The 14,240-nt window shown below is 60.1% G+C and carries 14 protein-coding genes; 10 read left to right on the top strand and 4 right to left on the bottom strand.

The features are described 5' to 3' along the window. Positions 1–153 precede the first annotated feature (153 nt). Positions 154–1,572: an amino acid permease gene (locus JOE65_RS10890; RefSeq protein WP_420827503.1), complete on the top strand. Its 1,419-nt coding sequence runs from the start codon at positions 154–156 to the stop codon at positions 1,570–1,572. A 2-nt stretch (positions 1,573–1,574) separates the two neighbouring features. Here the strand turns inward: JOE65_RS10890 and JOE65_RS10895 are convergent, their stop codons facing one another. The 3 genes from JOE65_RS10895 to JOE65_RS10905 are packed head-to-tail and all read right to left on the bottom strand — an operon-like array spanning position 1,575 to position 4,110. Continuing rightward, positions 1,575–2,468 carry a LamG domain-containing protein gene (locus JOE65_RS10895; protein ID WP_205163220.1) on the bottom strand — a complete coding sequence of 298 codons (894 nt, stop codon included), beginning with the start codon at positions 2,466–2,468 and terminating at the stop codon, positions 1,575–1,577. Continuing rightward, the gene (locus tag JOE65_RS10900; RefSeq protein WP_205163221.1) at positions 2,465–3,430 is read right to left on the bottom strand and encodes a S26 family signal peptidase; all 966 of its coding nucleotides are present in this window, start codon (positions 3,428–3,430) and stop codon (positions 2,465–2,467) included. Before JOE65_RS10900 ends, JOE65_RS10895 begins: the two co-directional genes overlap by 4 nt. Before the next feature lie 35 nt (positions 3,431–3,465). Then, complete coding sequence (locus JOE65_RS10905) at positions 3,466–4,110, bottom strand: hypothetical protein (RefSeq protein ID WP_205163222.1); 645 nt, start codon at positions 4,108–4,110, stop codon at positions 3,466–3,468. A gap of 322 nt (positions 4,111–4,432) precedes the next feature. Here JOE65_RS10905 and JOE65_RS10910 point away from each other — a divergent pair, with 322 nt between their 5' ends. Genes JOE65_RS10910 through JOE65_RS10925 form a run of 4 tightly spaced genes read left to right on the top strand, consistent with a single transcriptional unit; the run spans position 4,433 to position 7,676 of the window. Continuing rightward, positions 4,433–5,470: a thiamine pyrophosphate-dependent enzyme gene (locus JOE65_RS10910; protein ID WP_205163223.1), complete on the top strand. Its 1,038-nt coding sequence runs from the start codon at positions 4,433–4,435 to the stop codon at positions 5,468–5,470. Continuing rightward, complete coding sequence (locus JOE65_RS10915) at positions 5,463–6,554, top strand: alpha-ketoacid dehydrogenase subunit beta (protein ID WP_205163224.1); 1,092 nt, start codon at positions 5,463–5,465, stop codon at positions 6,552–6,554. Before JOE65_RS10910 ends, JOE65_RS10915 begins: the two co-directional genes overlap by 8 nt. Then, positions 6,547–6,879 carry a biotin/lipoyl-containing protein gene (locus tag JOE65_RS10920; protein WP_205163225.1) on the top strand — a complete coding sequence of 111 codons (333 nt, stop codon included), beginning with the start codon at positions 6,547–6,549 and terminating at the stop codon, positions 6,877–6,879. The genes JOE65_RS10915 and JOE65_RS10920 overlap by 8 nt, the downstream gene beginning before the upstream one ends. Before the next feature lie 5 nt (positions 6,880–6,884). Beyond that, positions 6,885–7,676, top strand: a complete 792-nt coding sequence (locus JOE65_RS10925) for an alpha/beta fold hydrolase (protein WP_205163226.1) — start codon at positions 6,885–6,887, stop codon at positions 7,674–7,676. Positions 7,677–7,741: 65 nt separating this feature from the next. Here JOE65_RS10925 and JOE65_RS10930 read toward each other — a convergent pair whose 3' ends face one another. Then, positions 7,742–8,206 (bottom strand): helix-turn-helix domain-containing protein, encoded by a 465-nt coding sequence (locus tag JOE65_RS10930; RefSeq protein ID WP_205163227.1) that lies wholly within the window; start codon positions 8,204–8,206, stop codon positions 7,742–7,744. Between the two features lie 364 nt (positions 8,207–8,570). On the opposite strand from JOE65_RS10930, the gene JOE65_RS10935 reads away from it, so the two are divergent. The 5 genes from JOE65_RS10935 to hpaE all read left to right on the top strand — a co-directional run bounded on the left by JOE65_RS10935 (position 8,571) and on the right by hpaE (position 14,217). After that, positions 8,571–9,521 (top strand): serine/threonine-protein kinase, encoded by a 951-nt coding sequence (locus JOE65_RS10935; RefSeq protein WP_205164165.1) that lies wholly within the window; start codon positions 8,571–8,573, stop codon positions 9,519–9,521. Between the two features lie 106 nt (positions 9,522–9,627). Further along, positions 9,628–11,085, top strand: a complete 1,458-nt coding sequence (locus JOE65_RS10940) for a fumarylacetoacetate hydrolase family protein (RefSeq protein ID WP_420827504.1) — start codon at positions 9,628–9,630, stop codon at positions 11,083–11,085. After that, the gene (locus tag JOE65_RS10945; protein WP_338021618.1) at positions 11,067–11,768 is read left to right on the top strand and encodes a GntR family transcriptional regulator; all 702 of its coding nucleotides are present in this window, start codon (positions 11,067–11,069) and stop codon (positions 11,766–11,768) included. The genes JOE65_RS10940 and JOE65_RS10945 overlap by 19 nt, the downstream gene beginning before the upstream one ends. Beyond that, positions 11,765–12,712: a 4-hydroxy-tetrahydrodipicolinate synthase gene (gene dapA, locus JOE65_RS10950; protein ID WP_205163228.1), complete on the top strand. Its 948-nt coding sequence runs from the start codon at positions 11,765–11,767 to the stop codon at positions 12,710–12,712. Before JOE65_RS10945 ends, dapA begins: the two co-directional genes overlap by 4 nt. Further along, a complete protein-coding gene (hpaE, locus tag JOE65_RS10955) occupies positions 12,709–14,217 on the top strand; it encodes a 5-carboxymethyl-2-hydroxymuconate semialdehyde dehydrogenase (protein WP_205163229.1) in 1,509 nt (502 codons plus the stop codon). The genes dapA and hpaE overlap by 4 nt, the downstream gene beginning before the upstream one ends. Positions 14,218–14,240 lie beyond the last annotated feature (23 nt).

Consider the following 14,240-nt stretch of genomic DNA (forward strand, 5'->3'; position numbering starts at 1 on the left):
AAGTGTACAGAGTGACCTCACATGGACTACTTCTTTTGTACAGAGTGGTTATGACCTCCGTCACGATTTGCACGAAGACCGGAGCAGTGTTTAGGGTCACTGGGGCCGCCCACTATGGATGACCAACACAATCCTTTGTCGAAAGTGCGGCACATGACCACGAGCTCCCTGAACAATCCGGAAACGACCGGCGTCGTGGAGTCGTCGCCGCAATCCACCAACAGTGGATCCATGAAGCCCCGACAGCTCATCATGATGGGGCTCGGCAGCGCCATTGGCGCAGGCCTGTTTCTGGGAGCAGGTGTCGGCGTTCAGGCAGCAGGGCCAGCCGTCCTGATCGCGTACCTCATCGCTGGAACGCTGATCATCATTGTGATGCAGGCGCTCGGTGAAATGGCTGCTGCCAATCCCAACAGCGGTGCGTTCTCCGTTTACTGCGCCAAAGCCATGGGCACTACCGCCGGAGCTACCATCGGCTGGCTCTGGTGGGTCCAGCTGGTCATTGTCATCGCTGCGGAAGCCGTCGGGGCCGCCGGTCTGCTGGCGGGGATCTGGCCGGTGATGCCCGCAGGCATCATGGCGTTGATCTTCATGATTCTCTTCACCGCCGTCAACCTTTTGGGGGTGAAGAACTTCGGCGAATTTGAGTTCTGGTTCGCCATCCTGAAAGTGGCCGCCATTGTCATTTTCCTGGGCATCGGCGCGGCGCTTATCCTCGGACTGTTGCCGGACGTTCCCTCTCCGGGATTCTCCAACCTGTTCGGCGGCGACGGCTTTGCCCCCGCAGGAATAGGCGGTATCGCCGCAGGCCTGCTCGTGGTGGTCTTCGCGTTCGGCGGCACAGAAATCGTCAGTGTGGCGGCTGCAGAAACTGAAGACCCCTCACGCAGCGTCCGCAGTGCCGTCCGCACAGTCGTCTGGCGGATCATGGTGTTCTACATCGGTTCCGTATTCGTCATTGTCATGGTGGTGCCCTGGACCTCAGATGCGCTCAGTTCACCGTTCGCGGCTGTACTGTCTATCGCATCGATTCCAGGCGCAGACACAGCGATCACCCTCGTGGCCGTCGTCGCGCTCCTCTCAGCGCTGAACGCCAATCTCTATGGCGCATCCCGGATGATCTTCTCGCTGTCAGAACGCACCGAAGCGCCTGTCTTCCTCAGCCGACGCAACCGTCTGAACGTGCCCGTCGCAGCGGTCCTTGCATCAGTGGTCTTTGGGTTCATGGCCACCGGGCTTGAGCTTCTCTTCCCTGAAATGGTGCTTCCACTTCTGCTCAACATCGTGGGCTCCACCTGCCTGGTGGTCTGGGGGTCGGCACTGATCTCTCAGATCATCCTCCGTCGGCGCGCTGACCGCGACGGAACCGAGCTCCCCATGCGAATGGCAGCATTCCCCGCATTGTCCTATCTCGGCGTCGCCCTGCTGGTGGGGATCCTAACCATCGGTTTCCTTGCGGAAACCACTCGAATCCAGCTGTTGTCCACGTTTGTCCTCGTGGCGGTCATTGCCGTCTTGAGCAGGGCTAATGCACGACGCCGGGCCGGAGTATCCGGTAGGGTCACGCAGTAGACTCAGCGGCCGGCGATATAGTGTGCTTGGATCTGCGCCGCGGTCAGCGCCGATAAGTAGACGGCAGCTTCATCAACGTTGCCGCCGAATGCGTCGCTGGAGGGAAATCCAGGCCAGTCCCTTACCGAATCGCTACCTACGCGCCAGTATCCGGTGCTAAAAGTATTATCTGCCTGCGTGACGTTTGGAATGCAGGTCATCCGCACTGCATCAACGTATAAGCACATGCCTGCGCTGGAGAGCGTGCCCGTGGCCATATGCCATGTGTTGTCATTGAAGCTGGCGAAACTGTAGATAGTTTTGTAGGAACCGGGATAGACGCCAAAGTACACGCGCCCCTGGTTATCCAGATAGATGTGGCGGTCTACATAGGAGACGCCGGTGAGTGAACGGCTCAGGCCGAAAATCCTGCCGCCCCTGGTTGTGGTGGTCTTGAACCAGATCTCGATGGTGAACGTATTGGGCGGGGTGACTGCCCCCGAGGAAATCAGACCGTAGTTCTGATCGTTCTGCGTTTTGGAACCGTAATCATAGAGCTGAATCCACTTCCCCAGACCATCACGCGAGCATGCGTCGTCGCTGGTGGTGGTGCCCGCAGTGATGCTACCGGATCCGCCCCTGTAGTACTGTCCGTTACGGCCAGTTCCCGAACTGTCGAGACCGATATTTTGGGTGTTATCGAACTTGTAATAGAGGTACGGACTCTTTGCCAGGACCGCCGCATTGCACGTGAAGTACGGATTACTGGCCGCAGTGTTTGCGCTATTCGTGACCTTGGCGGTGAACCCCGCCGAGCTCGACGGCATCAGCTGGGCAGTCAGGCACAGCACCAGAGCGAGCGCGAGAGTGACCATTCCCAGAGCACGGCTTCTTTTCTCGACTCCGATAAGAATCATGCCGCAGTCCCTTCGGTAGCTCCGTGGGTGTCGGCATCTTCTTCAGCGACCGGTGGAAGACCAACAACGAGACACCACAAGAGGGGAACCACGCAGACCACGGCAAGCACCGCCCAACCAGCAGGGCCCAAATCCAAGGACGACGCCAGATGGTACTCACCGCTCTCCGTCAATGAGGGTACTAAGACGGTGCCCACTTCCCCGCTGACCAGCTGTGTACTGGTTCCGCCGTTCGCCTCCACAGAGATGGGCAACATGCCAGTGGAAACGGCGGTCACCTCTACACCGCCCTCTTGCGCCCTCGTGGTCAGGACGTCCAGTCCAACAAACGGCCGGAGCACCACTGCCGGGATCGACACAACCAAGGACAGTCCGAGAATGCGCCACGCTGTCCGTTGACCGGCATCAGAAACCAGCCGCGTCAGAAACCACAGGAGACAGGAACCAACGAGCACCATAGGCAGAGCACGGATCAGCCAACCGACCCCCGGAAGCACGCTCTGAGCTTCGCCCACAATATCGTTTTCATGGAGTATCCACGGATCGGCGGCGCCGTTGATGTCGCCTCGCGTGTGCAGGCCGCCGCCCTCCGCCGCGGCCTCAACCCGGTGCGTGTACACCTGGCTCGGTGCGGGCGGCGGGCGGAACGTGACAATGTCCCCCACCTCGAGGTCAGCCAGATCCACAGGCGCTGTAACAATGAGAGTCCCCACCGGTGCTGCCTCCCCCATGGATGGAGTACTAATGATGAACCACCTCATCCCGCCGAGGTAGCCGAGCGCAGCCACCAACACCAAGAGCCCGACGACGAGGGCCAGAAATATGGGGAGGAGCACCTTTGCACTGGGCCGTGAGGGTTTACCGGTGCGTCGCCGGGCGCTCGTCCCGCGCTCAAGCATGGCAACAGTGTTGGAGCCCGTCATTTCCGGCTCCAACAACATCTGACGCTCGAGGATCCCCACAATTGCTCTCTAGTGGTTATGGAATTCAGGACTTCCTACGTGCTGAAGGTCCAGACCAACGGCATCGATGCTTGAAGCCCCTGGTACGTGTCACCCGCGGCCGCATCCAGGGTGACATCGAAAGTGAACGGAACACTGACTCCGGCTGCGGGGGCAGGAGGCATGGTGATTGCGGGCGTGGACGCGGCAAGTCCAGCCAGCGTCCCGGTGAACACCGTGGCCGCTCCTGACTTGATGACAATATTCATCTTTGCGCACAGATCAGTAGCAGTCCCGCTATAGGTGCCTACCTTCGCTTGAGTGCAGGCCGCCGGGGTCAGCGTGAACGTGCTCGCTGGTGCGGTTCCTACGTTCTGAATGTTGATCTGTGTGGTGACCTTCGTTCCGGGCAGCATGGCGTTACTCCCACCGAACTTATTGATGGTGGAGCAAGTGGCCGCGTTATTCGTGACAGTGGTCCCGATCCCGGTGCTCAGACACTCTTTGACTCCATCCGAGCTGGTCTCCTTCATGATGAGGGATCCGGACGCGGCGGTGTTGGTGTTATTGGTAATCTGTGCTGTGAAGGCAGACAGTGTTCCCGTCATGGACAGGGACAGCAAAAGAGTGCCGAGAACGCCGGCAGCCAGAACTGCGGGAGTAAAACGGCGGCGTTTTAGGCGCGAGTGTGAAGCCGACATGGTGAAAGACCCTTCAAAAAAGTGAAAAACGGTGGACGCATGTTCCGCTGCTGTCAGCGGTACCGTTTAGAGATGTTCCCCAACTCTGCTGAAAGAGTAACAGGAGAGTAGCCGGATTGGTCGAAGAGTTTCATAACAATTGTCCTGTTGGCCAACTAAATGTGCTAAACGTCCATATTTATAACAGTTTGTACAAGCCTGACCGGTTTCGGGTGACTAGATTGTGCAGCCTGTTGATATATCGTTAGTACTATTGCGTACCCCGCGAACTACGAGATACTGTCCTGGGAAGTATAAATACAACGCCTACAGAAAGCTGGACATGGTTTTCAACGCGCCAACTCAGCACCCATCGCTGACGGAGGATGAGCTGAGGGAGCTTTACCGCCTTCTCGTCACCGTTCGCCATCTGGACACGTCCGCCATCGCCTGGCAGCGCCAGGGGCTGATCCCCGGTTACGCACCCGAGTTCGGACAAGAAGCGGCCCAGGTAGGCAGCGGTTACGCCGTCGACCCCACCCTTGACTTCGTTTTCCCCACCTACCGGGAAATGGGCGTCGCGCGAGCCATGGGCGTCGACATGGTTGAATACATGTCCACTCATAAAGCCACCTGGCACGGTGGGCTCTACAATCCAGCTGAAACTCACCTGGCACCAATCCAGGCAGTAGTGGCGGGTTCAGTACTGCACGCTGTTGGCTGGGCACACGGACAAACACTCTCGGGGCTGCCACTGGAACAGCGCGGGGTTGCCCTCACGTACTTTGGCGACGGAGCGAGCTCACAGGGCGATGTCCACGAGGCCATGAATTTTGCCGCCGTCATGAAGGCCCCCGTGGTCTTTTTCTCCCAGAACAACGGCTGGGCCATTTCCGTACCCACCGAGTCCCAGGTGGCCGGTGGCTCCGTAGCAGCCCGCGCTGCAGGCTATGGGATGGAGTCGGTCCGGATCGACGGCAACGACGTCGAAGCCGTTGTCCGTGCCACCCGGCAGGCCATTGACCATGCACGTGCAGGCCACGGACCGGTGGTTATCGAAGCCATGACGTACCGTCGCGGCCCGCACTCCACCTCGGATGATCCTGGCCGCTACCGAACCCTCGAAGATGAGCGGTCCGATGGCGGCGAAGACCCAGTGACCAGGCTCCGTACGCGCCTGCTCGACGCCGGCATCATCGACGAAGCGTTCATCGCCGAATCCCTCGAAGCTGCCAAGGCGGAAGAGGAGAGCATCCGAAACGGCGTGGTGGCACTGGAGCCCCGCCCGGGAAACGAAATGTTCGACTTCGTTTTCCAAGAACCCACTCAAGCACTCAAGGCACAGGCCGCAGCCTGGCGGGAGGAATCAGAACATGTCTGAGCACACGACGGCCAGCGACCTCGACGCAGCCCAGGACAACACCGTGGAAACCGATACCCAACAGCAATCTCGCGAGAACGTTTTCCCTTCGGAAACCGCCAAGACCACCACCATGTCCATGCAGGCTGCGCTCAACCTTGCGCTCTCAGAAACACTGGAAGATAACCCCAAAACGGTGATCTTCGGTGAAGATGTCGGCAAACTGGGCGGCGTCTTTCGGATCACTGATGGCCTGCAGACGAAGTTCGGCGCAGACCGGGTATTTGATACTCCCCTGGCGGAGTCCGGCATTCTCGGGATGTCCGTGGGCCTGGCCATGGCGGGCTTTCACCCCATCCCCGAAGTTCAGTTTGACGGCTTCGCCTACCCGGCCATCAATCAGATCGTCTGCCAGATCGGCCGCATGAACTACCGCAGCCGCGGAACAATGCCCATGCCGATCACCCTCCGTGTTCCCAGCTTCGGTGGAATCCGGGCGCCGGAACACCACGGGGAATCCCTGGAAGCACTCTTTGCCCATGTACCGGGGCTGAAAGTTGTGTCGCCGTCGAGTCCGCATGAGGCGTATCACCTCCTCAAGCATTCAGCCACGCGTCCGGACCCCGTGATTTTCATGGAGCCGAAGTCCCGTTACTGGCAAAAGGGTGAAGTGGACCTCAAGAATGCTGGCAGCGTCGAGGGCTCAAAGGTCGTCAGGCCCGGCAAGCACCTCACGCTCGTCGCCTGGGGTGCCATGGTGGCCCGCTGCCTCCAGGTTGCCGAGCTCGCTGCCGAGGATGGCATTGAGATCGAAGTGCTGGACCTGCGTTGGTTGAAGCCGATTGACGCCGGGGGTCTGGCAGCTTCCGTCGCGAAGACGCGCCGCGCCGTCGTCGTTCATGAAGCGCCGCGCACCTCGGGTCTGGGCGCCGAGGTAGCAGCCCTGATCAGCGAACAGTGTTTTGGTACCCTCAAGGCACCCGTTGAACGAATTACCGGTTTCGATGTTCCCTATCCTTCCGGTGATCTCGAGGACGAGTACATTCCCAATATCGACCGCATCCTGTTCGGGATCCAAAGAGTACTGGAGTATCGTCGTGGCTGAAATTTCCTTTCCGCTTCCGGATCTTGGCGAAGGCCTGATCGAAGCAACCATCCTCGAATGGATCGTCGCTGTCGGAGACCAGGTAGAGCGCAACCAGCCGCTGGTCGAGGTAGAAACAACCAAATCCGCCGTCGAATTGCCCTCGCCGCAATCCGGCAAGGTACTGCGCATCCATGGTGAAGCCGGAGAAAAGATCAACGTTGGCGAACCGCTGATCGTTTTCGAGGTCCCCGATGACACCGCCGGTATCGTCGGAACGGTGCCCGAGGAAAAGGCCCCCAAGCGTCGGGTGCGCCTCAGCGCGGCACTGGACGACGAGGACTAGACCGCGTGGCAACGACCATCTCCTCTTTACCCGACGTCGGCCTCTCGACGGAAGTCTATGAACCAGAGGAGGACGCCGGGCTACGGCCGCTACTGCTCCTTCACGGTTTTGCGTCTTCCTCGAAGCTGAACTGGGTGGACTCAGGCTGGGTCGGGGCGCTGACAGCCGCTGGTCGATGTGTCATCACCGTGGATCTGCCAGGTCACGGGGAGTCCCCCGCGCCGGCAGCCACAGCGGATTATGCGCCGTCTGCCATCCTCGAACGTCTTCAGCAGTTGCTACAGTCCGCGGGCATCACAGCTATGTATTCGGCAGACCGTGCGTCCGGCGTGGACATCATTGGTTATTCACTGGGTTCACGGCTGGCATGGGAACTGGGCGCCGCGCGCCCAGACCTCGTGAATCGGATGGTCCTCGGTGGGCCTGGTAGCGGCGACCCACTCTCAGTATTTGATCTACCAGCGGCGCGCGCCTGGCTGGACAATGAGACTCCCATTGGGGATCCGCTAACGGCCGAGTTGCTGCGGATGGCCCAGCTGGTGCCCTCCAATAATGTCGATGCGCTAATGCTCCTCATTGGGGAAATCAAACGTCAGCCGTTCGTCCCTGCGAAAAGCATTCCCACCATGCCGCTACTGCTGGTTGCCGGGGACCGCGACGATCTGGCCACAACAATGCCCGAGCTCGCAAAGCTCAGCGGCACTGCCGAGACCCTTTGGCTCCCTGCGCGCACGCACGCCAATGCGGTGTCATCACGGGCCTTCAAAAAAGCGGCGGTAGAGTTCCTGGCTGGTTGAGCTGCCCTTCGCGGTAGTTCAACCAGCGCAGGAAACCCTCCCGACCTGTGACTTTGTCGTGAAACTCAGGACGCCTTGAGCGCGTCCAGAGGCGACGTTGAGTCTTTGAGTTCCAGGTACTCTTCCGCGCCGCGGGCAAGTTTCTTGAGCAGTGAGACAGTTAAAAAGTATTCGTCCGCAGATAGTCCGGCGCAGAGGTCGTGCCGCATCAGGTCAATGCCTTCCAGCTCCTGCTGATTGATGCTGCGTCCGAGTTCTGTCAACGCAAGTTTCCCGTCGTGGAAATCGACGAGTCCGCGGACCATCATCTCCCCGACGGCCGTCTCCCACTGAACGACGTCGAGGCGCCAGAATTGGCTGAGCTTGCCTTCAACCTGGGAGTGCTCAAGCGGACCCTCCTGATCTAGGACCGAGAGCACCAGCGCCTGATCATCCGAAATTCCGAGGCTGTCCTGGTTCTCTTTGCAGGCCTTCTGGAAGCTGGCCATGACGCGTGAAGCCCAGTAACCGACTCTATCTTTCTCTATCATTACTCTCCCCGGCTGTGTTGGTTGTGTGGCCGCTCGGGCCTCCTGCGCGGAAAACCTGTCCGCTACCGTCCCGATGCCGTGGTTCCCGCTACTCGCGGGTAACTGTAATCAATGTTACCGGCTGCTCCGACATTTACAGCCGGTGGGGCATGATAAATTACTCAAGATTCGCTGAACTTTCTTGATTTCGGCTTGACGCTCAGTGTTGCCACTCCACCGCAATTGTTACTTAACGGTCACGATCATCGTTATTCGCGTCCTTCTGGGCTAGAGAACAGACACTCATCACGTAGTCTTCTAGGAGCAGCCAGTAATCAGCAGGCTTTGTTATCTGGCACCAGTAGCAGGAGGACCGCACGTGGGGATGCTTTTGGGCACTCGCTACAGAACCGCCGAACTCGTCGGCACAGGCGGCGCGTCGTCCGTCTACCGGGCCCTGGATGAAAACCTCGGACGCGATGTAGCTATAAAACTCTTTCGCCCCGCCACAAGCGACGACGATGGCTACCGTCGCCAACACACGGAGATGTCCATTCTCTCCGCCCTCAACCATCCGTGCTTGGTTACACTGCACGACGCCGGCCTGGAAGAAAGTTCCGACGGCGAGATCTCCAATTATCTGGTCATGGAACTTGTCGAGGGCAAAGACCTCCGTCGCTCTCTGCAGGAACGATCGCTGACGTCGGCGCAGGTGGCCCAGCTGGGCGCTGACCTCGCGGACGCGCTGGCGTACATTCATGAGAACGGCGTTATTCACCGGGACGTCAAGCCAGCTAACATCCTGCTTTCGCACAGTACAGACCAAGACACCAAGATCTATCCAAAGCTCACCGACTTTGGCATTGCCCGCATGGTGGACGCCGCCACGGCCACGGCTCACGGCGCCGCGATCGGTACCGCCAATTATTTGAGCCCGGAGCAGGCACAGGGTACAGGTGTCGAACCTCGAACCGATGTCTACTCCCTTGGACTGGTACTACTTGAGTGCCTGACCGGTGAAAAAGCCTTTCCTGGACCGGTCGTTGAATCCGCTGTCGCCAGGCTGCTGCGGGATCCCGAGGTCCCCGAGACCCTGGGTTCTCTCTGGCGGGACATTCTGACCCGCATGACTGCCCGAACCCCCGAGGCCCGTCCCCTTGCGCACGAAGTGGCCGTCGTCTTGCGCAACATGACGGGCAGCTACGTGCAATCCCTGCCTATCCCCCAGACCGATTCCGAGGATGCGATCAACGGTGGTCTGATCACCGGCGGAATCACCACCGGAAACGTGCGTATTCCCGCCCCGCCGTCGCACGCACCAACGATCGGCAGCTGAGACGCGCAGGCTGCGCTAGACAATGTCACTACCCCTTGACGGGAACGCTGACACGGATCACACTGGATCGTATACGATTTTGTACTCGATAAGGTGAGGAGCCCCCGTGGGCGAGGCAGTGACAGAGATAACGCAGGATCAATTGGGACAGGCCGGCAAGGTGATAGCCGTCCACCTCAACTATCCGAGCAGGGCGGCCCAGCGCGGCCGTACTCCTTCGCTCCCCTCCTACTTCCTCAAGGCGGGCACTTCCCTTAGCCTCAGTGGGAGGACCGTGGAAAGACCACACGGCTGCGAACTGCTGGGGTATGAGGGCGAAGTGGCGATCATCATGGGCAAGAGCGCGCGCCGAGTGAGCCCAGATGAAGCTTGGCAGCATGTCGAGTTCGTCACCGCTAGCAACGACCTCGGCGTCTACGACCTCCGCTACGCGGACAAAGGATCGAATCTGCGCTCCAAAGGCGGCGACGGCTACACCCCCGTTGGGCCGGGCCTTATGCCAGCAGCCGACGTCGACCCCCGGGGTCTGCGCGTACGCACCTGGGTTAACGGAGAACTCAAGCAGGACGACACAACGGAGACTCTTCTGTTTCCATTTGGACAACTCATCGCTGACCTTTCGCAGTTACTGACTCTTGAGCCCGGAGACATTATCCTCACTGGAACTCCGGCTGGGGCGTCCGTGGCAGTTCCCGGCGACGTCATCGAAGTAGAGGTCGATTCCCCCTCCAACGGTCTGACCAGCGGACGGCTCACCACAACCGCCACCGAGGGAACAACTCCGCTGGCGGCCTATGGCGCCCAGCCCCGGCGGGACGAAACACAGCGGGCCGAGGCATGGGGGACCCCTACACCGAAGGCCGATCCCGTCCTGACACCCGAGATAAAAGCCAAGCTGATGTCCGTGGGCAACGCAACGCTGAGCTCGCAGCTGCGTAAACGCGGTCTGAACAACGTCAGCATGGACGGACTCATGTCCACACGCCCTGAGGCTCGAGTGGTGGGCACCGCACGAACTCTGCGCTACGTCCCCAACCGTGAGGATCTTTTCAAGACCCACGGTGGAGGGTTCAACGCCCAGAAACAGGTCATCGATTCACTCACTAGCGGCGAGATCTTGGTCATGGAAGCTCGCGGCGACAAAACCTGTGGCACCGTTGGGGACATCCTGGCTCTCCGGGCTCAGGTCAACGGGGCCGCGGCGATCATTACTGACGGTGGCATCCGCGACGTGAGAGCCGTGTCTGAACTCGACATGCCCACCTACTTCGCCAACGCACATCCTGCCGTACTCGGCCGCAAGCACATCCCGTGGGACATCGACGCGACCATCGGTTGTGGAGGCACAACCGTCCAGCCCGGCGACATCATCGTCGCCGATGCCGACGGTGTGCTGGTCATCCCACCCGCCCTTGTTGCCGAACTCGCAGACGACGCCGTCCAGCAGGAACTCGAGGAAACGTTCATCGCAGAAATGGTGGCCCAGGGACACGGCGTGGACGGTCTTTACCCGATGAACGCCGACTGGAAGTCACAGTTCACCCAGTGGGCAACCGCACAGTGAGCGCGGCCGCGCCGGTGGCCAGCAAATCCGAGCTCGCCTACACCAGTATTCTGGAGCGGATCCTGGACGGTACCTACGGCGCCGGCTATCGGCTAGTGCTCGGAAGGATCGCTGCCGATCTCAGCATCAGCGTGGTTCCCGTCAGGGAGGCGATCCGACGTCTAGAAGCCGAGAAACTGGTGACGTTCGAACGAAACGTTGGAGCGACCGTCGCTGGCATTGACCCCACAGAGTACCTGCACACCATGCAGACACTGAGCATCGTGGAAGGCGCCGCGACCGCTCTTTCCGCGCCGCTATTGACCGCAGCAGAGCTGAATACGGCGGAACTGATCAACGAGGACATGCGCCGCTGCCTGGAGGATTTCGATCCAGTCCGATTCACCACGCTGAACCGCCAGTTCCACACCATCTTGTACTCGCAATGCCCCAACCCGCACATTCTGGACCTTGTACATCGCGGCTGGGGAAGGCTGCATGCGCTGCGGTCCTCGACCTTCGCCTATGTTCCAGGACGCGCCAAAGAATCAGTCGCTGAGCACGCCCACCTACTGGTGCTCATTCGGCAGAGTGCTGACTCCAGCATTGTGGAACACGCTGCCCGAGAACACCGAGAAGCAACTCTTACCGCCTACCTGAACCACACCCTGACCAGCTCACCCCCCGAGAAAGGACAACCATGAAGTTTCGTTCCGACCCCCGTTCCCTGAGCGGTGCCCTTGCCGCTCTCTTCACGCCATTCACTGCAGAAGGTGACGTGGACAACGTGAGCCTGCGCAACATGATCAACTGGCAGATTGCCAACGGTTCCACAGGAATCACGCTGGGCGGCTCAACCGGTGAACCCAGTTCACTCAGCGTCGCCGAGCGTATCGATTCCATCAAGGTAGCTGCCGTCGAGATCAACGACCGAGTCCCCTTCATGCCCGGTACCGGCACGGCGAAAATGTCCGAAACACTCGAGCTAACTCAGGCAGCCATCGACGCTGGCGCAGACGCCTCGATGATTATCACGCCCTACTACTCACGGCCCACCCAGGAAGCTCTGTACCGCTGGTACGCCGAAGTGGCCCAGACGTTCCCGGACATGCCGTTCGTCATCTACAACGTTCCGTCCAGGACCGCCGTCGACATGGCACCAGAGACAGTTGCCAGGTTGTTCCGCGACTTTGAGAACATTGTCGGAATCAAGGAGACCACGAAAGACTTTGAGCATTTCTCCCGCGTCATGCACGCCTGCGGACGTGACCTGCTGGTGTGGTCCGGCATCGAGCTCCTCTGCCTGCCGCTGATGGCACTTGGCGGCGTCGGCTTCATCTCCGCGCTGGCGAACCTCGCTCCCCGCGCCATCTCAGACATGTACCACGCATGGGAAGAAGGCGACCTTGAGAAGGCCCGCGATATTCACTACGGCCTGCACCCTCTTGCAGACCTCCTGTTTGTTGAGACCAACCCAGCACCGTCGAAGTGGGTCATGGCACGCCGCGGACTGATTTCCTCAGACCACGTACGCTCACCCCTGATCACGCCGACGGACGCAGGTATCACCAAGATTGAAGAGCTGCTGGCACAGGGCGAAGACTTCCTCACCCCCATTACCGGATTCGAGATCGGAGCACAGTCATGAGCACTCCCCAGAACCTCCCCACCCACCTGCAGCACTACATCGGCGGCGAATTCGTGGAGTCCGTCGGCGGCGAGACGTTCGACGTCCTGGAACCTACCAACAACCGGAACTACTGCACCGCGGCCGCAGGCCAGTCAGCCGACATCGACGCAGCCGTCGCTGCTGCAACGGAGGCTTTTCGCACCGGACCGTGGCCGCGGATGAAGCCCCGCGAACGCGCCACAGTACTGAACCGGGTTGCCGACGCCGTGGTCGCGCAGAAAGACCGACTCGCTGAGATGGAAACCTTCGACACAGGCCTTCCCATCACACAGGCAAAAGGCCAAGCCGAACGCGCAGCGGAAAACTTCCGCTTCTTCGCGGACCTCATCGTTGCCCAAAGCGACGACACTTACAAGGTCCCAGGCTCGCAACTGAACTACGTCAACCGCAAGCCGATCGGCGTCGCCGGTCTCATCACCCCGTGGAACACGCCGTTCATGCTGGAGTCTTGGAAGCTCGCACCGGCGTTGGCCTCAGGTTGTACCGTCGTGCTGAAACCTGCGGAGTTCACACCGCTGTCCGCCAGTCTCTGGGCACAGATCTTCGAAGATGCGGGTCTACCCAAGGGTGTCTTCAACCTGGTCAACGGCATAGGCGAACAAGCCGGCGACGCGCTGGTCAAGCACCCGGGCGTCCCGCTGATCTCCTTCACCGGTGAATCAAGCACCGGCCAGACCATCTTCCGCAACTGCGCCGAAGGCCTCAAGGGCATGTCGATGGAGCTCGGCGGCAAGTCTCCGGCCATCATCTTTGAGGACGCGGATCTGGACGCAGCCATCGACTCCACGCTATTCGGAGTCTTCTCACTCAACGGCGAGCGCTGCACCGCTGGATCCAGAATTCTGGTCCAGCGCGGTATCTATGAAGAATTCTGCACCCGTTACGCCGCCCGTGCGAAGACGATCGTGGTGGGAGATCCTCAGGACCCGGAGACCCAGGTGGGTGCGCTGGTGCACCCCGAGCACTTCGACAAGGTGGCCTCTTATGTGGAGATCGGCAAGCAGGAAGGACGGCTGTTGGCCGGTGGCGGACGCCCCGAGGAACTTCCGGAGGGCAACTATATTGCGCCCACGGTCTTCGCCGATGTCGCTCCGGACGCCAGGATCTTCCAGGAAGAGATCTTCGGTCCCGTTGTTGCCATCACCCCCTTTGACACCTGGGATGAAGCCCTTGAGCTTGCCAACAACACCCGGTACGGACTGGCCGCCTACCTCTGGACGAACAATCTGGCCGGTGCACATAATTTCGCGCAGAACATCGACGCCGGAATGGTCTGGCTCAATAGTCATAACGTCCGCGACCTCCGCACTCCGTTCGGCGGGGTCAAGGCCTCGGGGCTTGGCCATGAAGGCGGCTATCGGTCCATCGATTTCTACACGGACCAGCAGGCAGTACACATCAGCCTGGGCCCGGTACACACTCCCAAATTCGGTTCCGATGACGCCGCCCTGGTTGACGGCTAGCCTTCCCTGAGCAAAGGACATAC

The sequence above is a fragment of the Arthrobacter roseus genome (assembly GCF_016907875.1).
Lineage (GTDB): Bacteria > Actinomycetota > Actinomycetes > Actinomycetales > Micrococcaceae > Arthrobacter_J > Arthrobacter_J roseus.

Bases quoted from the DNA above. Each gene is read 5' to 3' on its own strand.
- dapA (WP_205163228.1), top strand. From the start codon at position 11,765: ATGAAGTTTCGTTCCGACCCCCGTTCCCTGAGCGGTGCCCTTGCCGCT.
- hpaE (WP_205163229.1), top strand. From the start codon at position 12,709: ATGAGCACTCCCCAGAACCTCCCCACCCACCTGCAGCACTACATCGGC.
- JOE65_RS10895 (WP_205163220.1), bottom strand. From the start codon at position 2,468: ATGATTCTTATCGGAGTCGAGAAAAGAAGCCGTGCTCTGGGAATGGTC.
- JOE65_RS10905 (WP_205163222.1), bottom strand. From the start codon at position 4,110: ATGTCGGCTTCACACTCGCGCCTAAAACGCCGCCGTTTTACTCCCGCA.
- JOE65_RS10890 (WP_420827503.1), top strand. From the start codon at position 154: ATGACCACGAGCTCCCTGAACAATCCGGAAACGACCGGCGTCGTGGAG.
- JOE65_RS10915 (WP_205163224.1), top strand. From the start codon at position 5,463: ATGTCTGAGCACACGACGGCCAGCGACCTCGACGCAGCCCAGGACAAC.
- JOE65_RS10930 (WP_205163227.1), bottom strand. From the start codon at position 8,206: ATGATAGAGAAAGATAGAGTCGGTTACTGGGCTTCACGCGTCATGGCC.
- JOE65_RS10935 (WP_205164165.1), top strand. From the start codon at position 8,571: ATGCTTTTGGGCACTCGCTACAGAACCGCCGAACTCGTCGGCACAGGC.
- JOE65_RS10910 (WP_205163223.1), top strand. From the start codon at position 4,433: ATGGTTTTCAACGCGCCAACTCAGCACCCATCGCTGACGGAGGATGAG.